At 52.4% G+C, this 23,911-nt stretch carries 22 protein-coding genes; 3 read left to right on the forward strand and 19 right to left on the reverse strand.

The genetic code is table 11. The annotated features are described in order from the left end of the window. Positions 1–5 precede the first annotated feature (5 nt). Complete coding sequence (locus ATL17_RS03890; protein ID WP_133571455.1) at positions 6–872, forward strand: 50S ribosomal protein L11 methyltransferase; 867 nt, start codon at positions 6–8, stop codon at positions 870–872. A gap of 17 nt (positions 873–889) precedes the next feature. Here the strand turns inward: ATL17_RS03890 and ATL17_RS16865 are convergent, their stop codons facing one another. Then, positions 890–1,039: a hypothetical protein gene (locus tag ATL17_RS16865; RefSeq protein ID WP_166638881.1), complete on the reverse strand. Its 150-nt coding sequence runs from the start codon at positions 1,037–1,039 to the stop codon at positions 890–892. A gap of 338 nt (positions 1,040–1,377) precedes the next feature. Here ATL17_RS16865 and ATL17_RS03895 point away from each other — a divergent pair, with 338 nt between their 5' ends. Next, complete coding sequence (locus tag ATL17_RS03895) at positions 1,378–3,195, forward strand: aminopeptidase P family protein (protein ID WP_133571456.1); 1,818 nt, start codon at positions 1,378–1,380, stop codon at positions 3,193–3,195. Between the two features lie 44 nt (positions 3,196–3,239). Continuing rightward, positions 3,240–4,421 carry a chromate efflux transporter gene (gene chrA, locus ATL17_RS03900; RefSeq protein WP_133571457.1) on the forward strand — a complete coding sequence of 394 codons (1,182 nt, stop codon included), beginning with the start codon at positions 3,240–3,242 and terminating at the stop codon, positions 4,419–4,421. Here chrA and ATL17_RS03905 read toward each other — a convergent pair. From ATL17_RS03905 to mraY, 18 genes are all read right to left on the reverse strand, one after another. Then, entirely contained in the window at positions 4,405–4,731 is a 327-nt protein-coding gene (locus ATL17_RS03905; RefSeq protein WP_133571458.1) for a DUF2834 domain-containing protein, read from the reverse strand. The two genes, chrA and ATL17_RS03905, sit on opposite strands and share 17 nt — an antisense overlap. Positions 4,732–4,761: 30 nt before the next feature. Continuing rightward, positions 4,762–5,055, reverse strand: a complete 294-nt coding sequence (locus ATL17_RS03910) for an AzlD family protein (RefSeq protein WP_133572182.1) — start codon at positions 5,053–5,055, stop codon at positions 4,762–4,764. Between the two features lie 19 nt (positions 5,056–5,074). Continuing rightward, positions 5,075–5,812, reverse strand: coding sequence for an AzlC family ABC transporter permease (locus ATL17_RS03915; RefSeq protein WP_205468095.1), 738 nt, complete (start codon positions 5,810–5,812; stop codon positions 5,075–5,077). A 13-nt stretch (positions 5,813–5,825) separates the two neighbouring features. Beyond that, positions 5,826–6,683 carry an AraC family transcriptional regulator gene (locus ATL17_RS03920; RefSeq protein WP_133571459.1) on the reverse strand — a complete coding sequence of 286 codons (858 nt, stop codon included), beginning with the start codon at positions 6,681–6,683 and terminating at the stop codon, positions 5,826–5,828. Between the two features lie 68 nt (positions 6,684–6,751). Beyond that, on the reverse strand, positions 6,752–7,222 hold the full coding sequence (locus ATL17_RS03925) for an MGMT family protein (protein ID WP_027834441.1): 471 nt from the start codon (positions 7,220–7,222) through the stop codon (positions 6,752–6,754). A 3-nt stretch (positions 7,223–7,225) separates the two neighbouring features. Then, the gene (gene ligA / locus ATL17_RS03930; RefSeq protein WP_133572183.1) at positions 7,226–9,292 is read right to left on the reverse strand and encodes an NAD-dependent DNA ligase LigA; all 2,067 of its coding nucleotides are present in this window, start codon (positions 9,290–9,292) and stop codon (positions 7,226–7,228) included. 41 nt (positions 9,293–9,333) lie between these two features. Then, positions 9,334–11,007: a DNA repair protein RecN gene (gene recN, locus ATL17_RS03935; RefSeq protein ID WP_133571460.1), complete on the reverse strand. Its 1,674-nt coding sequence runs from the start codon at positions 11,005–11,007 to the stop codon at positions 9,334–9,336. 41 nt (positions 11,008–11,048) lie between these two features. Further along, positions 11,049–11,900, reverse strand: a complete 852-nt coding sequence (locus ATL17_RS03940) for an outer membrane protein assembly factor BamD (protein WP_133571461.1) — start codon at positions 11,898–11,900, stop codon at positions 11,049–11,051. Between the two features lie 98 nt (positions 11,901–11,998). Next, positions 11,999–12,955, reverse strand: a complete 957-nt coding sequence (gene lpxC / locus ATL17_RS03945) for a UDP-3-O-acyl-N-acetylglucosamine deacetylase (protein ID WP_133571462.1) — start codon at positions 12,953–12,955, stop codon at positions 11,999–12,001. Between the two features lie 115 nt (positions 12,956–13,070). Continuing rightward, positions 13,071–14,720 carry a cell division protein FtsZ gene (gene ftsZ, locus ATL17_RS03950; RefSeq protein WP_133571463.1) on the reverse strand — a complete coding sequence of 550 codons (1,650 nt, stop codon included), beginning with the start codon at positions 14,718–14,720 and terminating at the stop codon, positions 13,071–13,073. Between the two features lie 210 nt (positions 14,721–14,930). Next, on the reverse strand, positions 14,931–16,244 hold the full coding sequence (ftsA, locus tag ATL17_RS03955) for a cell division protein FtsA (RefSeq protein ID WP_133571464.1): 1,314 nt from the start codon (positions 16,242–16,244) through the stop codon (positions 14,931–14,933). Continuing rightward, entirely contained in the window at positions 16,241–17,131 is an 891-nt protein-coding gene (locus ATL17_RS03960; protein ID WP_133571465.1) for a cell division protein FtsQ/DivIB, read from the reverse strand. The genes ftsA and ATL17_RS03960 overlap by 4 nt, the downstream gene beginning before the upstream one ends. Next, entirely contained in the window at positions 17,119–18,039 is a 921-nt protein-coding gene (locus tag ATL17_RS03965; RefSeq protein WP_133571466.1) for a D-alanine--D-alanine ligase, read from the reverse strand. Before ATL17_RS03965 ends, ATL17_RS03960 begins: the two co-directional genes overlap by 13 nt. Positions 18,040–18,041: 2 nt before the next feature. Continuing rightward, complete coding sequence (gene murB, locus ATL17_RS03970) at positions 18,042–19,019, reverse strand: UDP-N-acetylmuramate dehydrogenase (RefSeq protein ID WP_133571467.1); 978 nt, start codon at positions 19,017–19,019, stop codon at positions 18,042–18,044. Positions 19,020–19,021: 2 nt separating this feature from the next. Continuing rightward, complete coding sequence (gene murC / locus ATL17_RS03975; protein WP_133571468.1) at positions 19,022–20,434, reverse strand: UDP-N-acetylmuramate--L-alanine ligase; 1,413 nt, start codon at positions 20,432–20,434, stop codon at positions 19,022–19,024. Between the two features lie 12 nt (positions 20,435–20,446). Beyond that, positions 20,447–21,538, reverse strand: a complete 1,092-nt coding sequence (murG, locus tag ATL17_RS03980; protein WP_133571469.1) for an undecaprenyldiphospho-muramoylpentapeptide beta-N-acetylglucosaminyltransferase — start codon at positions 21,536–21,538, stop codon at positions 20,447–20,449. Further along, positions 21,535–22,707 (reverse strand): FtsW/RodA/SpoVE family cell cycle protein, encoded by a 1,173-nt coding sequence (locus ATL17_RS03985; RefSeq protein WP_133572184.1) that lies wholly within the window; start codon positions 22,705–22,707, stop codon positions 21,535–21,537. The genes murG and ATL17_RS03985 overlap by 4 nt, the downstream gene beginning before the upstream one ends. A 113-nt stretch (positions 22,708–22,820) precedes the next feature. Next, positions 22,821–23,906 (reverse strand): phospho-N-acetylmuramoyl-pentapeptide-transferase, encoded by a 1,086-nt coding sequence (gene mraY, locus ATL17_RS03990; RefSeq protein ID WP_133571470.1) that lies wholly within the window; start codon positions 23,904–23,906, stop codon positions 22,821–22,823. Positions 23,907–23,911: the final 5 nt, after the last annotated feature.

Genomic DNA, 23,911 nt, shown 5'->3' on the forward strand with positions numbered 1-23,911 from the left:
AATCCATGTCACTGAACCAGATCAGCGTGCCCCTAACCAAAGAAGAAGCCTATAAGCTGGTCGATGCGGTCAGTGAGCTGGAAGATATGGCACTTTCTGCCGTTGCCTATGAAGGTCCAGACGGCGAGCATTGGGTGTTTGAGGCCACATGTGATGAAAAGCCGGACATTGAAAAGTTCAACGCGCTGGCCAAGCAGGTGTTGGGCGATGATGTTGAATTTGAAGTCGCCCCAGTACCCGAAAAAGATTGGGTCGCCCATTCGCTGGAAGGCCTAAAGCCCGTTGAGGCTGGCGGTTTTTTTGTGCATGGCTCACATGATGATGCGCCAAGCGATCAGAACGTGATCCCGATCAAAATTGATGCAGGCCAAGCCTTTGGCACTGGACATCACGAAACCACATCCGGCTGCCTCGCGGCGCTTGATCTCTATTTGCAAGAAAATAAGCCGGCAGCCATTTTGGATTTGGGCACAGGTACGGGCATTCTGGCCATCGCTGCGGCCAAACGCACCGAATTGAATATTCTGGCCACTGACATTGACCCAAAGGCGGTTGAAGTCACCATCGAAAATGCTGAGATCAATGGCGTGTTGGATCAAATCATCGCCGAAACGGCGGACGGGTTTGATCACCCCATCTTTGCCGAGCATGGCCCCTTTGATCTGATCATGGCCAATATTTTGGCTGGGCCGCTGATTGAGTTGGCACCGCAATTGGTGGAACAGGCCAAACCGGGCGCCACCATCATTTTGGCAGGTCTACTAACGCGACAAGCAGAAGATGTGATTGCAGCCTATACCGCACAAAAAACAACCCTCCTCGCGCAGAGCGAGAAGGGTGATTGGTCTATTCTAACACTGAAAGCCAGCTAAGCTGGCTTTTAGGCTTCTTAGAAGCCGTTTGTGTGGTCGTATGAACCAAGAAGGTTGCGGTAAGATTGTGTCGCCACAAACTTCTGCTCTTCGCGGTGGTCATAAAAACCACGTGTGTTGGATACTGCGCTCACAATATTACGGAAAAAGCTTTTTTTCTCAGACATTTTAAACACCTAGCTCTATTTGGGCCTGTGCCCAGTTATTATTTATAGTCGCGACCGTTTGCGTTAAGGAACTGTGCGATTTGGCGCTCGGCTTGCTTTGAACGTGCAGCCACCATCGCGTCAAACATATTACGGAAAAGACCTGCTTTATGTGTCATCGTATTTCTCCTTTGCAAATCGGATGCACCCACTTGCATCTCGCGATCTGTTGACACAATGTAGCGCAGCAAAAAAATTTTAGTAGACCCTGCTTTCGCACTACAGCCATGCAAAAAAAGCATGGCTGCGCCCATTTCAGCAGCCTCCTATGCACGCTTTATCAAAGGACAGTGGTGACCATGTCAGCCAATGCAAAAACAAACAGATTTCAAACGTTCGAAGAGCGCACCAACCCCGACCTTGTTGCGCCGCGCGTAAATGCCCTTCGGGATCAGCTTAAAGCAAACAATATTGATGCCTTTTTAGTGCCGCGCGCCGATGCCCATCGCGGTGAGAATGTGCCGGCAGGCGATGAGCGCTTGGCCTATATCTCTAGCTTCACCGGCTCAGCGGGCACCGCAATTGTTGGGACTGAAAAAGCCGCACTTGTCGTGGATGGACGCTACACATTGCAGGCCCCAAAGCAGACTGACACCAATATCTTCGAAATAGTTGATCTATCCCCAACGGCAACGGCAGACTGGCTGATCGCCAATCTGAAAAAGGGCAACAAAGTCGGCTATGATGGCTGGCTGCATACCCCGAAAGAAATCGAAACACTTGATGCCAAGCTGGCAAAAGCAGGCATTGAATTGGTGGAGGTCAGCAACATGGTTGATGCGATCTGGGAAGATCGCCCCGCCCCGCCGACCAACGATATTTATACATTGGACGATGCCCAAACCGGCAAATCTGCTGCGGACAAACTCACCGAGTTGCAAAAGCAAATGGCAGAAAAAAATGCCGACTATTTGGTGCTGACCCTGCCCGAATCCACAAACTGGTTGCTGAACATTCGCGGCAGCGATATTTCCAACACGCCAGTCAGCCTTGGCTTTGCCATCGTGCCACAACAAGGCGTCACCCGCTGCTTTGTCCAGCCAGAAAAGATCAATCCAGTCATCCAAGCTGAATTGAGTGACGTGACGGTGCTGGAACCCATTGAAGAGCTTGAAGAAGCCCTCACCTCCACCACAACAGATGCTGTTTGGTTTGACGATGCAACAGCACCGATCAAGTTGGTGAATATTGCCAAATCTGTTGGTGCGACCATCATCAACGACAAAGATCCAATCGTGATTGCTAAAGCGCGTAAAAACCCTGCCGAAGTAGAGGGCATGAAAGCCGCTCAAACTTCAGACGCAGTCGCCATGGTGCGCTTCCTGTCCTGGTTGGATGCAGAAGCGCCGAAAGGCAAGCTCACCGAAACAGAGATTGTGGAGAAGCTGGAAGATTGTCGCCGCCAATCCAACGAGCTGCTCGACATCAGCTTTGAAACCATTTCCGGCTCCGGGCCAAATGGCGCGATCGTGCACTACCGGGTCACCGAAAACACAAATCGCACCCTCAACCCCGGAGAACTGATGCTGGTAGATAGCGGTGGCCAATATCGCAATGGCACCACAGACATCACCCGCACCATGACCACTGGCGACACAACGCCAGATCAGCGCAAGCATTTCACATTGGTGCTTAAAGGCATGATCGCCCTCAGCCGCGTCCATTTCCACAAAGGCGCAACTGGCGCACATTTGGATGTTCTAGCACGCCAATTCCTTTGGAATGAAGGATTGAATTACGCGCATGGCACGGGTCACGGCGTAGGCGCGCTATTGGGCGTGCATGAGGGGCCATGCGGCATCTCCGGCATCAATCACAATGTGCTGGAAGAAGGCAATATTCTCTCAAACGAGCCAGGCTTCTACCTTGAAGGTGAATATGGCATCCGCATTGAAAATCTGATCATGGTCGTGCCGAGCGAAAAGAACGACAAGTTCTTGAAGTTTGAAACCCTCACCTACACGCCAATCGATCTGCGCCTCATCGATAAGGACCTGATGACACCAGAAGAAATTGAATGGCTCAATGATTATCACCAGCAATGCTATGACTTGATTGCTGACCGTCTTGAAGATGACAAGAAAGAATGGTTGAAGCAGGCAACGCGCGCCATTTAACACCAATATCAAGGCACGCATAATTCTCCGCAACGGACCTTTCTATGCGTGCCTTATTCGAAATTTTCAGCATCTTCCTCAAACTGGGCCTCACCTCCTTCGGCGGCCCAGTTGCCCACTTGGGCTATTTCCGCACTGAATTTGTGGGCAAACGCAAATGGCTAGATGATGCGCAATATGCGGACTTGGTGGCGCTGTGTCAGTTTCTGCCCGGCCCTGCCAGCTCGCAAGTCGGCTTCGCCATCGGAATACAGCGCGGTGGCATCATGGGCGGCATTGCAGCATTCCTTGGATTCACGCTACCGTCTATCCTCCTCCTGTTAGGCTTTGCAGCCATTATCCCGGTGCTTCAGGGCGACATGGGACAAGGTCTTATTCGCGGACTGAAACTGATCGCCGTGGCGATTGTCGCCCACGCGGTGCTGGGTATGGCCCAAAGCCTCGCCAACACCACACGCAAGGCAGCGATTGCTGTAGGCGCGTTGATCCTTTGCGTATTGCTCACTGGCTTTGTGGGACAAATCTTTGCCATCATACTCGGCGCAATCATCGGCTATCTGATTTTGAAAGCACCTGTGCCTACGACAGAAAGCAATAAAGTCGAAACGCGCTTCGCGTCACGTCACGCAATCGCAATCGCCAGCTTTTTCATCTTGCTTATTGCCTTGCCGCTTCTCGCCGCGAGCACGAACCAAACCTCATTCGCACTGGCCGATATTTTCTACCGTGCTGGGGCCTTAGTGTTTGGCGGCGGCCATGTGGTGTTGCCGCTGCTGCAAGCTGAAATGGTTCCAAACCTGATGGATCAAAATCTGTTTTTGGCCGGCTATGGCGCTACACAAGCGCTGCCCGGCCCGATCTTCTCATTTGCCAGCTATTTGGGGGCAATGGCCAGCGACACACCACTACTTGGTGTATTGATTGGCGCCACAGCAATCTTCGTCCCGGGCTTTTTGCTCACCTATGGCACCCTGCCGATCTGGCAAGGACTACGGACCAACCAAATCGCCCGCAAAGCATTGCTCGGCACCAATGCGGCGGTGGTCGGCCTGCTCGCCGCAGCGCTTATCAATCCCATTGCGACACAAGCCCTTACTCAACCAATAGATTGGGCTATTGCCGTGATCGGATTTGCAATCCTATGGCAGCTAAAATGGCCAGCATGGATGCTGGTGTTAGCTGGCGGCGCGACTGGTGTATTGCTCGCCCTTATTGGGCTTTATTAAGCTGCGTTTCGCGCAAATAGAGATAAAGCGGCAACCCTAGCGACAGGCCGACAAACGAACAGGCTGGCAAAATCAGCCACCAGATTCGAACGCCTTGCTCTCGCGAATCCCAAAATGACCAAACCCAAAACAGCGCAATGCACAGCAATACATCCGTGCTGAACCCAGCAGCAAGCCCGTTGGCCATAAACAGGCTCTGGAAATATTGGCCGACATCAAAACCGGTTTGGGCAAAATAGGGTCCGAAAAACAGCCACGGCAAAACAGTGCCCAGCACCATCATCACGATATAGAAATTTGCTTTGCTCATAAGGACTTATCCCAAGGAGTAGAATCAATCCTAGAATAGACCAAATACGCTCCGCAGTGCCACGACGGAGATAACGCCCACAACCACGACGGCCCAAAGCGGGAGGCGAAACGCCACCAAAAGCGTAATCAGTGCAGCCAAGCTTTCAGCCGGACCAGTGGCCAAGATGGTCGGTGCGATTACCGCCATTAACACGGCAGCGGGCACTGCCTCCAAGGCAGCGCGCGCACGCCCTTCAATGGTGAAAAACCGTACAATCACCAAACCCGCCACACGGGTGAAATAAGTCACGATCCCCATGCCAAGAATGGTGGCCAGAACCATTGGGTCAACGCTAAACACTTCAGCCACGGTCCAACGCTCCCTTATATTCTTCAGGGTCAGCTGTGAATGCACCCACCAACATGCCGGCCACCGCGCCTGCCGCGATATACCACGCACCGTCCACATAAGTTTTGGTGAGGATCGCAGCAGCCCCGCTGGCCGCTAGCACCATGGCAGTGCTCTTACCTTTCCAGAACCCCACAATCAGGCCGATAAAAATCGCCGGAAAGGCAAAATCCAACCCATATTGCGCCGGATCGAGATCGACAAACATTTTGCCCAGCAACGCGCCGAAGGCCGTCATCAATACCCAATTGAGATAGAATGGCGTCACCAGCCCCATATAGAACGCAAAGCTGAGATGCTGCTTGCGCCCACGATGTTCAGACAAGGCCCAAATCTCATCCGCCAAAAACATATAGGCGATCATCTGCTTGCCCCACCCCATATGCCGGGTTTTGAGACCCAATGAGGCGCTCATCAAAATATGACGCACATTCACCAGCAACGCCGAAAAGATGATCGCGGCCCAAGGCACCGGGCTGGCCCAAAAATCAATGGCCACAAATTGCGACCCGCCCGCAAACACCACAGCGCTCATTAAACCGACTTCCAAAGGGCTCAGGCCCTTTTGCGCGGCCAAGCCGCCAAACACCAATGAGATTGGCACCATGGCCACCAAGAGCGGCGCAATATGCTTGATTCCGGCAATATAATCGCTTTCGCGCAGAGGCATTTCGCCACTGATCTCACTCATTCATCTATCCATTCTAAGCGATATTGCGGTAGGCCCCGGGGGCAACACCAATGCGTTTTTTAAAGTGGCGATTAAGATGGCTTTGATCGTAAAAGCCGCAATCTATGGCCACATCAGCTGGCTCGTGGCCCAGCGCCAATTGCGCCCGCGCCTGCCGCACACGCACATCGGTCAAAAATGAATGCGGCGTTTGCCCCATATGTTTGGCGAAAACCCGAACCAGATAGCTTTTGGACATGCCAGACAAGGCGCACAATTGATCCAGATCCACATCTTGATCGAAATGCGCTTGCATATAATCGCACATATCCCGCACCGCTTTGGGCGCGCGCCCCACAATTGGCTCTTTGCGCCAACTGCCATAGCGACCAATCACCTCGCCCAACGCCAGATAGATCGCTTCATCCTTTTCCAACGGATCAAGGCTTTGTTCCAACTGTTGATGCAAGCGCACAAGATGCCCGGCCAATGCCGTATCTTGCACCATCAAATCTTGGAAAAACAAACTGCCGCTCGGCGCCGCGCCGGGCAAATCCCGCGCGATTTCATGCATCAATTCCACCGAAGGATAAAGCATGCGATAGCTGTACCCGCCTTCCAGCGGCCGACCATCATGCACTTCTTCAGGGTTGATCATAAAAACCGACCCAGCACCGCCAATAGATTCACTGCCCTTCAGCTTATGTTGCTGCTGGCCAGAAACGATGGCCCCAATCACAAATGTATCGTGGGTGTGCGGCGCATAACGGTGAGTGCGGAAGGTGGCGGTGAGGCATTCCAAATCGCAATGTCGCGCCTCGCGCCAAAATTTGGCGCGCTCACCTCGGGATAAATCCACCGATGTTGCGTGTTCTTGCGATTGTAAATCCATAGCCACAGCCTAAATGATCAAGGCCGCAAGTCTTGGACAAAATTGACACTCTGTCTAATGAAAATTCTTTATGACAGGATAAATCGGTTGCGTTCCAAATCCGCCAATTTGAAATTCTTCTTGCCTTTTGGCAGCAATTTATGGCCTTCAGCCTCAAGCAATTTCTTCTGGTTTTCCGGCCCACCCGGCGCTTTTTCATTCAGCGCGCCAGCTTTTTTGACAGTGCGCCACCAAGCCATCCCAACTTCGCCCGTTTGCTCACGCAACTCTTCGGCGGCTTTGCTGGCAATATTCATAAAAATGCCAGTGGTGAGCGGACAGGTCACAAATCCATTATGCTTTTTCGCCAAATAATCGCGCAGATCATCGGCCAGCATAAATTGGCCCTCTGGCACGCGCGCCATCAAATCATAAATTTCGCGCGGCGTCGAAATCACCATTGGCGCGCCTTCCGGTCCCCAATGGGTGCCTGCGGGCAGCGGATTCACTTGCACGACATATTTCGGATCGTTCAAATAGTCCAATGCCGCCCGCGCCATGGTCTAGAGCCCTTCAATCAGTTCAAACCAACCATCTTCATCCATGGTGGTCACGCCTAAATCTTGCGCTTTTTTCAGCTTGGAGCCTGCCCCCGGCCCGGCCACCAGAATATCCGTTTTGCCCGACACAGAACCAGACACTTTCGCGCCCAACCGCTCGGCCATCGCCTTGGCTTCTGAACGGGACATTTTTTCCAAACTGCCGGTGAACACAATCGTTTTGCCCGCAACGGGACTTTCATCAGCGCTTGCCACCTCATAAGTCTTAGGATTGACCTGTTCGAGCAATTTATCAAGCGCTTGCACATTCTGTTCATTGGCGAAGAAATCAACCAGTGAATTCACCACGGTTTCGCCAATGCCATCGATGGCAATAAAACTTTCCCGCGCGGCGTGGTCGCCAGCGGCAGCGTCGCGTGCTGCTTTTTCAAAATCTACAAAATTGCCAAAATTGCGGGCAAACATGGCCGCTGTGGTTTCGCCCACATGGCGAATGCCCAACGCGAAGATAAACCGATCCAACTCTGGCGTGCGTGTCTCGTCGATGGCTTCGAAGAGCTTACGCACTGAGGTGCTGCCCCAGCCTTCCTGATCTTTCAGCTTTTGCAACGCCGCTTCGTCGCGTTCCTGCAGCGTAAAAATATCAGCTGGGGTTTTTACTCGGCCTTCTTCAAAAAAGGCAGCAACCTGCTTGGCCCCAAGCCCATCAATATCCATCGCATTGCGCGACACAAAGTGCTTGAGATGCTCCACCGCCTGTGCCGAACAGATCAGACCACCCGTGCAGCGCCGCACCGCGTCGAGCTTGCCTGTCTTTTCGTTCACTTCACGTACCGCAGGCGATCCACAAACCGGACAGGTTTCCGGCATTTCAAACTTATGCGCATCATCCGGGCGATGATCGAGCACAGGCCCCAGCACTTGCGGGATCACGTCTCCCGCCCGCTGAATGGTCACCATATCGCCGATCAAAACGCCCTTGCGCTCAATCTCATCTTCATTGTGCAAGGTGGCATTGGACACGACCACGCCGCCTACAGTCACCGGCTCCAACTTCGCCACCGGCGTAAGTGCCCCCGTGCGACCCACCTGAATTTCAATATCATTGAGGCGCGTCACCGCTTTTTCTGCCGGAAACTTAAACGCAATGGCCCAGCGCGGCGCACGGGCCACAAAGCCCCACCGCTGCTGCAAATCCAAGCGATTGAGCTTATAAACCACACCATCAATGTCATATCCGAGCAAAGCCCGCTCTTCGCCGATCATGGTGTGATGCGCAATCATTTCTTCAACGCTGGTCACCAGCTTCATCATTGGATTGATCTTGAAGCCCCATGCGCCCAGTTTTTGCACCACATCAAACTGTGTTTCTGCGGGCAAGGCGGACACATCGCCCCAAGCATAGGCAAAGAAATTCAAATTACGCGATGCGGTGACCCGAGAATCCAGTTGGCGCAGTGAGCCAGCGGCTGTATTGCGCGGATTGACGTATGTGTCTTTCCCCTGCGCTTCGAGCTCTTTATTCAAGCGCTCAAACTCAGCGTGAGACATATAAACTTCGCCACGCACCTCAAACACATCCGGCACATCGTCGCCTTCAAGCTTATTGGGAATGTCAGCGATAGTTTTCAAATTCTCGGTGATGTCCTCACCTTCGGTGCCGTCGCCCCGCGTCGCGCCCTGCACAAACACACCATTTTCATAGCGTAGCGAGGCGGAAAGCCCGTCGATTTTTGGCTCCGCCGTAAAGCCCAACTCCAACCCCGCATCGCGGGCAAAATAGCGTTTGGCCCGATCAACGAATTCGGCCAAATCTTCGTCCGAAAATGCATTACCCAGCGAAAGCATCGGCACGCGGTGGGTTACTTTTTTAAAGCCATCGGCGACTTGAAAGCCAACGCGGTTGGTCGGGCTGTCCTGCCGTATCAGGTTGGGAAAACGTTCCTCAATCTCATCATTGCGGCGGCGCAGCGCATCATATTCTGCATCAGAGACTTCCGGCGCATCCTGCTGGTGATAGCGTTCATCATGATAGGCAATGGCTTCCGCCAAATGCGCCAACTCTTCCATGGCTTCTTGCCGGGTTAGCTCCTCAACGGGCTTTTTGTCGCTCACGCCACCACCTCATCACGCAATCTATTGGCCGCAGCGCGGGCCTCATCTGTAATTTCTGACCCCGCCAACATACGGGCAATTTCTTCGCGGCGTGCCGCTTCATCCAAAGGCCGCACATGAGTACGGGTCAGGCTGCCCTCGTCCACCACCTGCTTTTCAATCAGCAAATGCTGGCTGGCCCGCGCCGCCACCTGCGGCGCATGGGTCACGCACAAAACCTGTACCTTTTCGGAAAGTCGCGCCAAGCGCTTGCCAATGGCATCTGCCACCGCACCACCAACGCCTGTGTCAATTTCATCGAAAATCAAAACTGGCGCCGAGCCCTTATCCGCCAACACGACCTTCAGAGCGAGCAAGAAGCGTGAGAGTTCACCACCAGATGCAACTTTCATCATCGGCCCGGGATTGGTCCCTGGGTTGGTCTGCACATGAAACTCGACAATATCGAAGCCATTTGCGCTAACCCGGCTTTCATCCACCTTCTGATCCACCAAAAACCGCGCTTGCCCCAACTTCAAATCCGGCAGCTCAGCCTCAACCGCTATAATCAAATCTTGCGCCGTAGCGGTGCGCGCTTCGCTTAACGCAATGGCTGCACCACGATAATCCGCTTCGGCCTTCGCAAGCGCCTCACGCAGCTGGGTCAAATCTTCGTCGCCGCGTTCTAAATCCTGAATGGCTTTTTGAAATTTAGACAAAACATCGGGCAGCTCATCAACGGTGCATTGGTGCTTACGCGCCGCCGCACGCAACGCAAACAAACGTTCTTCAGCCCGTTCAAGTTCAAGCGGATCAAACTCCATTTGACGCTTAATATCTTCAAGCGCTTCAGATGTGCGATCAAGCGACACCAATGCTGCATCAATATTCTCAATAACACCGGCGAAAAGATTGTGCTCACCATCGCCCTTGCGCATCAATTGCCGCATCAATCCGGCCAATGCTGTCGATGGTGCAGATGGCCCGTTGATCACTTCATCCGCATCGCGCACTTCGTCGGCCGCCTTTTCAAGCTCCATCAATCGTTGACGCTGAACTGCGAGCTCTTCCTCCTCGCCCTTCTCCGTGTTCAACTCTTCAAGCTCAGCCACAACGTGGCGTGCATAATCTTCGTCCGCCCGCGCCTTCTCCACCGCCGCTTCCTGGCGGTTTAAGGCATCCTGAGCCGCTGTTAGCGCTTTATAGGTAGCATGTGTAGCCTCAAGCAGCTTCCGGTGCCCACCGAATGCGTCTAGCAAATGTCTGTGGGTGGTTGGATCGACCAAGGCCCGATCGTCATGCTGACCATGAATTTCAATCAGCAATTGCCCAATCTTTTGCATCAGCTTGGCAGAAATCGGTTGATCATTCACAAAGCCACGGGTGCGACCGTCACCATATTGAACGCGGCGCAAAATAATTTCACCATCGCTCATCAGCTCATTTTCTTTGAGCATTTCCATCACGGGGTGGTCCAATGGCAATTCAACACTGGCCACAACTTGGCCGCGCTCAGTGCCTTTGCGGACCAAACCATTATCTCCACGCCCGCCAAGGGCCAAAGAAAGCGAATCAAGAAGAATGGATTTACCAGCGCCCGTTTCACCAGTAAGGGCGGTCATACCGCCCTCTAATGGCAAATCAAGCTGATCGATCAGAACAATATTTTGTATCGAAATGGCTGATAGCATGCCCAATTAACCCATATTTAGGCCGCAAAGGCAGATATGGATTAGCCGTTCAGCGACCCTGCCAACCAGCTACCCTCATTCACCTCAGGGGCCAAACCCTGCTTTTGCAGCAGTTTATACGCATCCTGATACCATTCGCTAGAGGGATAGTTATGTCCCAGAACAGCAGCAGCGGTTTGCGCCTCTTGCACCAGTCCTAACGCCATATAGGCTTCGGTCAAGCGCAGCAGAGCTTCTTCCACATGTGTTGAGGTCTGATGATCTTCCACAACGGTCCGGAAACGGTTGATCGCACCAGTATATTGCTTATTGCCAAGATAATAACGACCAACAGACATTTCCTTGCCGGCCAACTGGTCTTGAGCGATCAAGATACGCTCTTTCGCATCTTTGGCGTAACGGCTGTCCGGATAATTGTTGATGATAGACTGGAACGTCGCAATCGCATCCTGCGCAGTTTGCTGATCACGGGTCAAATCTTTAATCTGGTTATATTGAGACGCACCTTTCAGATACATCGCATAAGGCGCTTCTGACGACGAAGGATAAAGCGCCAAGAAACGATCCGCAGCCAAAATTGTGCGGTCATAATCACCCAGCCGGAAGTGAATAAATGTGGTCATCATCCGCGAGCGTTCGGTGAACTCAGAATATGGATGCTGACGCTCAAGCTTCTCAAAAGTCGTCAAAGCAGATTTGAAGCGATCACGCTCCACAAAATCAATGCCTTCATCATAAAGCGTTTCCGCTGGAATGATTTCTTCTTCGGTGATTTTGGGTTTACCGAAAAGGCTCATGCCCCCACAGCCAGCAAGAGTTGTCGCCAAAACGCCAACCAACGCTGCGCGCATCAATGTTTTTGCAACGCCATTTTGAAGGTTTGCAATACCCATAGTTAAAAGCCTTTATCAACCGAAACCCACACTCATCAGCACGATGTAGGGGCAAAAATGAACGAAACTAAGGCAAGATACAAGTTGAATGTACCAAATCAACCCACGGAACGAATATAGCCGCGCAATTCTAAGCCTTCTGGCAATTCTTCCAATGCATCAAATTCAAGCGGTAAGTCACTCGCGGACACGATGTCATAATTTTGCTCACTGGCAAAAAGAGAGTTCAACACCAAGGCGTTCAACCCATGACCACCTTTGTACGAGCGAAACTTGCCATAAATGGGCATACCTGCCAGCGCAAGATCACCAACGGCATCCAGCAATTTGTGGCGAACAAACTCATCCTCGAAGCGCAAACCGTCTTGATTGAGGATTTTCCCCTCATCCACCGCAATCGAGTTTTCTAAAGAGGAACCCAAGGCATAGCCAGCCTGACGCAACACTTTTGCATCTTTAATAAATCCAAATGTGCGCGCATTAGATACATCGTTGACATAACGCTTAGGTGACCAATCAAAAATCATCCGTTGGCGACCGATAACGTCACTCTCAAAATCAATCTCAACGTCAAATGCGCGTCCGTTATAAGGCTCGAGTGCAGCAAATGCATCATTTGAGCGAACAGTTACACTGCGTTTGATTTTGATGAACTTCTTCTCAGCAGGTTGCGTTTCAATCCCTGCATTGATGATTGCCTCAACATATTTGCGGGCACTACCATCTAACACCGGACATTCGCTACTTTCGACGGTGATCAACACATTGTCGATTCCCATACCGGAAAGCGCAGAAACCATATGCTCAATCATGGAGACCGTGCCAGCATCGCCTAAATCGACTGCGGTGCACAAATAAGTGCGGGACACGCGATTATGCTGCAAAGGAATGACTTCGGAGAACCGATCATCATCGAACTTACGACGAATTCTATATCCGCTATCCACAGCAGCGGGCTCAATTGTCAAACTAGCCGGCTTACCATTGTGAACACCAATACCCGCAAAGCTCAATACGCGCCCTACGGTGCACTGCTTGGTTGCAAATCTATTCATCTACTACTCCGGCTTATTGGGTCTAATATCCCAGCCTTTTTTTAAAACTTGATAAACAAAAAAAACCCGAGACGAAAGTCGCCTCGGGTGCTTTTTTATTATTATGCCCTTAAAACTATCCGTGGCGTTTTAAGAAACTTGGAATTTCCAACTGCTCTTTTTGCGCTGTAGGCTGAGCTGTTGGACGTCCAGTTTGGTCCAGCTGACCCTGCGCACCCATTGGCTTAGAAGGCCGTTGTGGGCTGGCTTCCACGGCATTGCGGGCCATGGCATCATCAGCTTTTTTCTCGTCAAACTCTTCTTTGCCTTGCAAGCCAACATTGCTGGCCAAGCGACGGAACAAAGCCCGTGCGTTGCGCGGTTCTTTTTGCTCGTCTTGTTGCGCATGGGCAACGCTTTCTTGCGCCACACGAGGCAACTCGTCAGTGCGTGGCATGCGACGCGGGGCGACTCGCTCAGCGCTTTGCGGCACATATGTTGGGCGAGGCTCAACGTCACGTGGCTTCGGCTCATCGTCCAACTGCGCAAGAGGTTCTGCGCTTGGACGGTAAGGTTCAACCATCACATCTTCTTTTTGCGGTGCTTGGTGATTTGGCTTTGCACCCAAAGCTTCATTCACCGCCTTTTGCATGGCCATATCCAACTCATCGGCTGGGGCAGCTTCTGCTTTTGGCGCTTCTTGTTGCGGCGCAGCAGACTTAACTTCATGCTGAGGCTTTGGCGCAGCAGTCGGTGCTTCACGGTTTACGCGAATGGCACGCTCTGCATTTGGCTCAACTGGATCCATGGCTTGCACCATCGCTGCATCGGTACCTGTGGCCACAACTGACACGCGGATTTGACCGTCAAGGCTGTCATCAAATGTAGCACCAAGGATGATGTTCGCGTCTGAATCCACTTCTTCACGAATGCGGCTTGCGGCCTCATCCACTTCATAAAGGGTCAGGTCAGAACCACCGGTGATCGAAATCAACAGGCCACGTGCACCTTGCATGGAGATATCGTCCAGCAATGGGTTTGCAATCGCAGCTTCAGCGGCGTGACGCGCACGATCTTCACCTTCAGCTTCGCCTGTGCCCATCATGGCTTTACCCATGCCGCGCATCACTGCACGAACGTCAGCAAAGTCGAGGTTGATCAAGCCCTCTTTCACCATCAAATCGGTGATACAGGCCACACCTGAGAACAACACTTCGTCAGCCATTGAGAAGGCATCAGCGAAGGTGGTTTTCTCATTGGCCACACGGAAAAGATTTTGGTTCGGGATCACGATGAGCGTATCGACATGGCGGTGCAACTCATCAATGCCATCCTCGGCCAAACGCATACGGCGTGCGCCTTCAAATTGGAATGGCTTGGTCACAACACCAACAGTCAAAATGCCCTGTTCGCGGGCCGCGCGGGCCACGACAGGCGCCGCGCCAGTGCCAGTGCCACCGCCCATACCGGCAGTGATGAAGCACATGTGCGAACCGTTTAAGTGATCTGTAATTTCGTCAATTGTCTCTTCAGCGGCCGCACGCCCCACTTCGGGGTGTGAGCCAGCGCCGAGACCTTCGGTGACGCCGACACCAAGCTGCACAACGCGCTCTGCCTTAGACAGGGCGAGGGCTTGGGCGTCTGTGTTGGCCACAACGAATTCGACCCCTTCTAGGCCCGAATCGATCATGTTGTTCACCGCATTGCCGCCGGCACCGCCAACGCCAAACACAGTGATGCGTGGCTTAAGTTCTTGAATATCTGGAATTTGAAGTTTGATGCTCATTTCTGGCCCCATTGTGCTCCGTTGGGTATAAAATTACTGCCAGAACGTTAAGCACTCCCTAACAATTGCATCATTTTTGTTAACTTTGATGCATTTTGCGTCAATGCGTGACCGGGTGAGCAAGAAATTGTTTAGCATAACAAAGCGTTAAAGCGCAGTTTTAAGCTCCACACGATCAAAACTTTTTTGAAATGAGAATTTCGCGGTGAATCAGAAGCTGGATTTCAGCCAATGACCAATATGTTTGAACCAGCCAAATTTACCGCCCTCACCCGCGCTCGCTTTTTGCTCAACAAATTCAAGCTCACAAACTTGCGGATAAATCAGCATGCCCACCACAGTGGAAAATGCAGGCCCTTTCGCCACCGTTGGCAATTTGGAAACACCCAATGGCCGACCCTGGCGCACATTGCGGGCCAAAACCCGGCGGGCAATCTCGGGCAAACCAGTCAACTCGCTGCCGCCGCCCGTTAACACAAATCGACGTCCACACACATCCATCATGCCCGTGGCCACCATGCGGTCACGCAAAATCGTCAAAATGTCTTCCACTTGTGGACGCACGATGCGGGTTAATGTGGTGCGCGGAATTTGCGTTGGCGCTTCATCTTGGGTCGCCCCAACGGGTTGGATCGGCACCAAATCGCGCTCATCAGTTTGGCCAGGCAATACAGAGGTGAATAATGTTTTCAACCGTTCTGCATCTTCAAAGCTCACTGAAAGCTGACGCGCAATCTCATGTGTGATGGACTGACCACCAACTGAAATTGAATCGGCGTAAACCAGATATCCGTCCTTAAACACGCTCAAAGTGGTCGTGGCACCGCCAAAATCAACAATCGCAACACCAAGCTGCGCTTCATCGTCCACCAAACAAGCCAAACCGCTGGCATAAGGCGTCGCCATAAAAGCTTCCACTTGCAAATGGCAGCGGTTTAAAACCAACTCAATATTGCGCATGGAAAGCGTTTCGGCGCTCACCACCGCAACATCAACACCGAGCATATCGCCCACCATGCCGCGCGGGTCTTGGATGCCTTTATGACCATCCAGCGAATAGCCGATGGGCAGCGCGTGCAGCACAGACCGCTCGTCACGGATCGACCGTTCATTCACCGTTTGCAAAACCTTGGCCAAATCGCGCGGCTCAACTTCGTGCCCATCAAGTGACACAGTTGCGGCGAATGTTTCTGAACTCAATCGTCCCGCAGAAACATTGACGATGAGCGATTGAACCGTCACCCCGGCATTGCGCTCAGCCATGCCGACAACAGAACGTACAGCATGCTCCGCTGCGTCCAAATCTGTGATGATGCCTTTATTGACGCCCTGTGACGGACCGAAGGCGAAGCCCAATACTTCCGCCTGATGTGTACGGCCGCGCAGTGCTTTACCTTCAGGTTGTGGCGTTAAACGCGCAATAATGCAGCAAATCTTGGTGGAGCCAATATCCAAAACGGTCACCAAGCTGGCCTTGCCCGGTTGAACCGGTTTCAGCCGTGCCGTCATTGCCTCTGAGATCATTGCGCGTTGGCCTCATCCTGATCGGTTGCAGTGCGGTCAACGGGCCGCACGGCGATAAAATCTTTTAAACGAAAATCTAAAATCTCAATGTCACGCGCCAACAATTGCTTTTCTGCATCCAGCTTCACAATCTGGGCCAGCGCTTGGTCAACATCATGCTCAGGCAGCATGATGCGCAAGCCGGTGTCATAGATCAGATCCCAGCGACGATCGCCAATGCGGCTGGCGGCCAGCAAATCCTGCTGCAAAAGCGCATAAGGCTGCAGCGCTGCAATCAAATTAGCAGCATCGTCAGCGGCACCATCGCCAATAAAGAGTGGCAGGCCATCAATTCCCCCCTGCTCAAGGCTGACCAATTTGTCGCCTTTCGCGTCGATTGCAAAGCTAACCCCATCAATGCGCCACACAGCGATAGGTGTTTTTTCCACCAACTCGATGTTCAGCGAATTTGGATAGATCTTGCGGATGGTGGCACTTTCGATGGACGGCAAAGCCTCAATGCGCTGGCGTGCTGCCTCCGCATCAAAATTCACCAGCGAAATATTGCCTTGCAGGCCAATTGCCTCAAACAAATCCGATTCTTTGGTTAGGCCATAGCCAGAAAGCGAGACTTCCGACACTGCCAACCCTGCTTGTGCAAACAAGCCAGAAGCGCGCTCAGTCAAAACGGTGACGCCATTGGCGATGTGGCTGCGGTTGATCATGCCAACGCCCAGCAACAAAACAACAAGAATAAGAGCAACCAGCTGCACGCCCAAACGCTTATGCAGCACCCATGCCCGTTGCCCCCGCGCAACCAACTGATTGGTTTTGCGCAATGCAGGCAAATTATGCATCGGAGCGGGCAAAGCAAGGGTGCGCGCTTGAGGCTTTCTTATCTGTCGCAAGAGGCGTCCTCCAAAATCCAGCGGACCAGTTCTTCAAAATCATGCCCGGCATGGGCAGCCATTTCAGGCACAAGCGATGTTGGTGTCATGCCCGGCTGCGTGTTGATTTCAAGGCAAATCAAATCGCCTTCTTCGCCGCCATGCATGGATAAACGGAAGTCTGTGCGGGTTACCCCTTTGCACCCCAAACTCTCATGTGCCTTTAGGGCCAGTTTCTGCGCAGTTTGGTAAATATTCGGTGAAACCTCGGCCGGGAAAATATGCTTTGACCCACCCTGTGCATATTTTGCTTCGTAATTATAAAAATTGAGGTCAGTCACAACTTCAGTAACCGCAAGCGCCACACCGCCCATCACCGCGCATGTCAGCTCGCGGCCAGCGATATAACGCTCCACCATCAATTCTTCACCGCTCTTCCAATCGGTGCGCAAAATTTCTTGCGGTGGATGCTCGGTGCCCTGCTTAACGATAAACACGCCAACACTGGACCCATCCGCCACGGGCTTAATAACATACGGTGGTTCCATTTGGTGCTTGCGCGCCACCTCATCTCGCGAGGCCACAAAATGGTCTGTAACGGGAATGCCATTGGCTTTGAAAAACACTTTCGACAAATGCTTATTCATGGCGATAGACGAGGCAGATACCCCTGAATGGGTGTAAGGAATGCCCATAATTTCGAGCAAACCCTGCACCGTTCCATCTTCACCAAAACGGCCATGCAGCGCGTTAAAGGCCACATCAGGCTTCAATTCTTCCAACACATGGCCAAGATCGCGATCAACATCGACACGGGAGACTTGGTAACCACAGCGCTCAAGCGCGTCTGCACACGCCTTGCCGGAGGAAAGCGAAACTTCACGCTCGCTTGCCCAACCGCCCATCAACACAGCTACATGTTTGGTCATGCTTACACCTGCCCGGTGAACACATCACCATCTAGAAATTCTTTGACCTCATTGCCCGGCACAAAATGTCCCATACGGCGAATTTCCCAGCGCAATTCAATGCCAGAATTTTCCCGCACACGATTGCGCACCGTCTCACCCAATGTTTCGATGTCATGCGCGGTCGCTTCGCCCAAATTCAGCAAGAAATTGCAGTGCTTTTCAGACACTTGCGCATCACCAACCTTAAGGCCACGACAACCAGCTGCATCCACCAATTTCCAAGATGAATGCCCATCAGGATTTTTAAAGGTCGAACCGCCAGTGCGTGCCCGTGTAGGTTGAGAACCTTCACGCGTTTCCGTGATTTCCTTCATCCGCGCTTTAATGTCTTCTGGGTCGCCCGCAAAGCCTTGGTAAACAGCTTCGGTGAACACCACACCGCGTGGGCCATTATTCTTGCGATATTTATAGGCCATATCCGCATTTGTCAGCGTCACAATCTCGCCGTCACGGTCAACGCCGCGTAGCTCAACCATACGATCTTTGGTTTCCGTGCCATAGCAGCCTGCATTCATGTAAAGCGCACCCCCAATGCCACCCGGAATGCCGCGATAAAAGGTCAAGCCATCAATGCCATTGTCCGCGGCAGCGGTTGCCACTTTCACATCGGGCAATGCCGCGCCGACGCGCAATTTATGGTCGCCCAATGCTTCAACCTTGCCGAACCCCTTGGCCGACAAGCGCAACACGACCCCATCAAGTCCACCATCGCGCACCAAAAGGTTAGAGCCCAAACCAATCACGGTCAGCTTGATGTCTTTCGGCAGATTTTTTAAAAACAGCTGCAAATCGGCTTCGTCCGCAGGCTGAAAATAAAGCTGCGCCGGGCCACCCACGCGAAACCAGGTAATCTCGCTCAAAGGCTGGTTGGGAATAAGTTTGCCACGAATGTCATTTGTCCATTCGCCAAGTTGGGGCAATAGATCTGGAAAGCTCATAATTACTTCTCACCAATATAAGTGTTGAGTTCATCGGGCAGGTTTGCTGCCCATTGTGTGATGTTGCCTGCCCCCAGACACACCACATAATCATCTGGCTTCACGCGCTCAGAAAGCACTTTTGCCAAATGTTCGGGCCCTTCCAAAATGCGGGCATCGCGATGGCCTTTCGCCCGCATACGCTCAACAAGCGTTTCATTGGAAACCCCTTCTCGCGGCTGCTCACCCGCTGCAAACACTGGCGCGACAAGCACTGTGTTTGCATCGTTAAAACAACCCGCAAATTCTTCAAACAAATCATCTAACCGCGAATAGCGGTGCGGCTGCATCACCGCGATCACATCGCCCTTGGCGGCGCTGCGCGCAGCCGTCAACACGGACGAAATTTCCACCGGGTGGTGGGCATAATCATCAATGATCCGCACATCATTCACCACGCCTGTGGTGGTGAACCGACGCTTCACGCCGGAAAAGCCCATCAGACCCTTGCGAATATCTTCGGGCGACACGCCCAACCGATTGGCCACTGCAATGGCAGCCGTTGCATTCAACGCGTTGTAAATGCCCGGCATTGGCAGCTCCAGCCCATCAATCTGGGTTTCACCACCTTGAATGCGGTGACGGATCACCACATCAAAAACATTGTGCCCATTTTCAACGCGCACATTTTTCAGCAACACGTCAGACTGTGGATTTTGCCCATAAGTGATCACACGCCGATCTGTAATCTCACCCACCAGCGCCTGCACCACCGGGTGGTCCAAACACATCACGGCGAAACCATAAAACGGCACATTTTCCACAAAATGGATGAATGCCTTTTTCACTTCTTCAAACGAGCCATAATGGTCCAGATGTTCGGGGTCCACATTGGTCACCACCGCCACATCCGCGGGCAATTTCACAAAGGTGCCGTCACTCTCATCAGCCTCAACCACCATCCATTCGCCATCGCCCAAACGCGCATTGGTGCCATAGGCATTGATGATCCCGCCATTGATCACTGTCGGGTCCATATTGCCCGCTTCCAAAAGCGTTGAAACAAGCGATGTTGTGGTTGTTTTGCCGTGGGTACCCCCAATGGCGATCGCGTTTTTAAACCGCATAATCTCGGCCAGCATTTCGGCGCGCCGCACAATCGGCAGCGCCCGCGCACGGGCTTCCATCAATTCGGGATTGTCCTTCTTGATCGCCGATGAGATCACCACAACAGCGGCATCTTTCAGGTTCTCGGCCCGCTGGCCAATCTCAACCTCAATGCCTTTTTCTTGCAAGCGCATCACGTTTGGATTTTGGTTCAAATCCGAACCGCGCACTTTATAGCCTTGGTTGTGCAACACTTCGGCAATGCCGCTCATCCCGATCCCGCCAATGCCCACAAAGTGCACTGGACCAATATTTTGTGGCATCTTCATCAATGCTCTCCCTTATCCGGCTTTTGCCGTTTGTTCTGTGAGATCGGCCAAACGCTGAACCGCGTCAGGCATGCCGATTTTCTTGGCGTTTGATGCCATTTCTTGCAATCGCTCAGGATAGGCCAAAAGCTCGGTGATCTTTGTGGCAAGTGAATGCGGTGAAAGTGCGGCTTGCTCCATCACCACCCCGCCGCCAGAAGCTTCCATGCGCTTGGCGTTATTGAGCTGGTCCTGATCGATGGAACCCGGCAATGGCACATAAATGCCCGGGCGGCCAATGGCGCCCATTTCTGAAACGGTCAACGCCCCAGCACGGCAAATCACCAAATGCGATTTTGAAAGCAAGCGCGGCAAATCTTTAAAGAACGGCGCCGCCTCAACGCTCACCCGACCCTGCGCATAAACTTCCGCCATGCGCTGCAAATCCTCTTCGCGACATTGCTGCACCAACTTTAGGCGGGAGCGCAATTCTTCTGGCAAGGCGGTGATGGCACCGGGCAGCATCTGTGAAAACACTTGCGCCCCTTGCGACCCGCCAAAAACAGTGATGCGCACATCATGATCTGCACCCAAAGGCGGAAACGGCTCATCCGCCACATTAAGCACCATGTCGCGAACCGGATTGCCCGTCAGTACAATCTTGCTGGCATAAGGTTCCGCATATTTGGTGTCATCAAAGCCCAAAGCCAGCTTTTCAGCAAAGCGCACCAGCGCGCGGTTGGCGCGACCCAGCACTGAATTGGCTTCATGCAAAACGCCGGGAATGCCCAACATAGATGCAGCTAAAAACGGAGGGAAAGTGGGATAACCGCCAAAGCCAACGATGGCATCCGGGTCAATCCGCTTCAGTTCCTTATGCGCCTTGCGCACACCGCCCAAAATTTTAAGACCCGCTTTGAATGCTTTAACTGGATGGCGCAAATTTGGCGTGGCCGCCGGCACAATAATGGTTTCCACAGCAGGAAAATCGCCGCCATAGTTTTTGGCCCGCGCATCGGTCATCAAATAAACCGTGTGCCCGCGCCTTAAAAGTTCTTCAGCTAGGGCTTGAGCGGGAAACAAATGCCCGCCTGTGCCACCAGCCACCATCACAAATTTGCTCATAATGCTTCTTGCCGAACCGTCAGCCGAGAGATCGGCAAACCTGACGGAATGGTCTCCTGTGGTTTTCTGCGGGTTAGGCCTATCAAAAGCCCCATACCAAAAGCAACGGCAATCATCGATGTGCCACCATAAGATACGAAAGGCAATGTCATGCCTTTAGGTGGAATAAGGTTCAAATTCACCGCCAAATTAATCGCTGACTGCACACCAAACTGAATGGCCAACGCACTCACCGCCAACCGCGCAAACAAATTACTTTGTTGCTGCGCCAGCAAAAGCGAGCGCACCACGATAAAAGCAATCAAGCTCACCAAGACCAAGCAGAACAAAATGCCAAATTCACCCGCCGCGGCTGAAAACACAAAGTCAGCATGCGCATCCGGCAACGAACGATTGGCCACGCCCTCACCCGGGCCCAAGCCAAACCAGCCGCCTTCGAGCAACGACTGCAAAGCCTTCTCGACCTGATAGTTGTCGCCAGTTTCTGGATTGAAGAAGGCATCGAAACGCCGTGTCACGTGCGGGAAGAAAAAGTATGCCCCAGTGATCGCCGCCATGGCCAAGCCACCCAGCATAAAGATCAACCACCAGCTAATGCCGGAAATGAACAACAGGCCAGCCCACGTAAACACCACCAAAGCCGTTTGCCCAATATCGGGCTGCAACAGCAAAATGCCGACAATGATCACCAGCAACATAATGGTCATGGAATGACCGGGCACATCTTGCAATCGCATTTTTTCTGAGATCAGCCACGCTGCGATCACCGCAAAGGCAGGTTTTACGAATTCAATTGGCTGAAACGAAAAGCCGCCAACAGCAATCCAGCGTTGCGAACCCTTGGCTTCATAGCCGACCAACAATGTGCCCGCCAACGCAACCAACCCAAACGCCAACACCAGCAAGGCAGCCTGTCGTGCCATGCGGGGCGTTAAAAAACTGCCCATCACCATCACAATGGTTGCGGGCAGCAAAAAGAAGATGTGTCGCACAATAAAGTGCCATTCGCTCAGCCCAAGCCGGGACGCCACTGCCGGGCTGGCAGCGAAGGACATGATCACCCCTGCCCCCATCAACGCAAAAAACGCAGCAAGTAGCGGACGATCAACCGTCCACCACCACTCTGCCAAGGGGGTTTTACGCTCTCGTGAAAACTCGCGGGAAAACATCAAATGCCATCACCAAATCAGTTCAAATTCTTTAGGTGAATAAAATTACACCAAAAGTGGTTACCAACTCGCAACCATTTGCCGTTTGGTAAAGAAAATGATGACGTTTTTGCTTAACGAAGCTTTAATGAGCTCAAGCCGATCATCGCCAACACAAAGGCAATAATCCAAAAACGGATCACAATCTGGCTTTCGGTCCATCCCAAATGTTCAAAATGGTGATGGATCGGTGCCATCTTAAAGATGCGTTTGCCCGTGGTTTTGAAGGAAATCACCTGCACAATCACAGACACGGTTTCCAAAACAAACAGACCACCAATAATCGCCAGCACAATCTCGTGCTTGGTGGCCACTGCAATGGCGCCCAACATACCGCCCAAAGCCAATGAGCCTGTGTCGCCCATAAAGATGGAGGCCGGCGGCGCGTTAAACCATAAGAAGCCCAAACCTGCCCCAATCAATGCCCCGCACAACACGGCCAATTCACCGGTGCCAGGCACAAAATTGATCAAAAGATAATTGGAGAAAATCTCGTTACCCACGAGATAAGCGATAAGGCCGAAGGAACCAGCCGCAATCATCACCGGCACGATGGCCAAGCCATCCAATCCGTCGGTCAAGTTTACCGAATTGCCCGCAGCCACAATCACAAATGCCCCAAAGATCACAAAGAACCAGCCAAGATCGAGCATAAAGTCTTTTATGAAGGGGAAAGCCAATGAGGTTGAGAAAGGAGACTCGCCCAATTGCGCCACAAAGAAGCAGGCAATCCCGGAGATTGCGGCTTCAAGCGCAAGGCGCTGTCTGCCCCCAAAGCCATTATTGGTGGCCTTAGACACTTTCAAATAATCATCATAAAAACCGATGGCACCGAAGCCAACGGTAACGCCTAGAACAATCCAAACATATGGGTTGGTCAAGTTGGCCCAGAGCAATGTAGATGCAGTGAGCGCCAGCAAAATCATCAAGCCGCCCATGGTTGGCGTGCCTTTTTTGGTGATCAAATGACTGGCTGGCCCATCTTCACGGATTGGCTGACCATGCCCTTGCCGCGTCCGCAACATATTGATCAATTGCGGGCCAAACAAAAACACAAAAAACATCGCTGTGATGGTGGCGCCGCCTGTGCGGAATGTCAGATAGCGAAACACATTAAGTGGCGCGAACACATCGCCAAACTGCTGCAAGAAATAAAACATGTTTC

Source organism: Maritalea mobilis (assembly GCF_004363175.1).
GTDB classification, from domain to species: Bacteria; Pseudomonadota; Alphaproteobacteria; order Rhizobiales; family Devosiaceae; genus Maritalea; species Maritalea mobilis.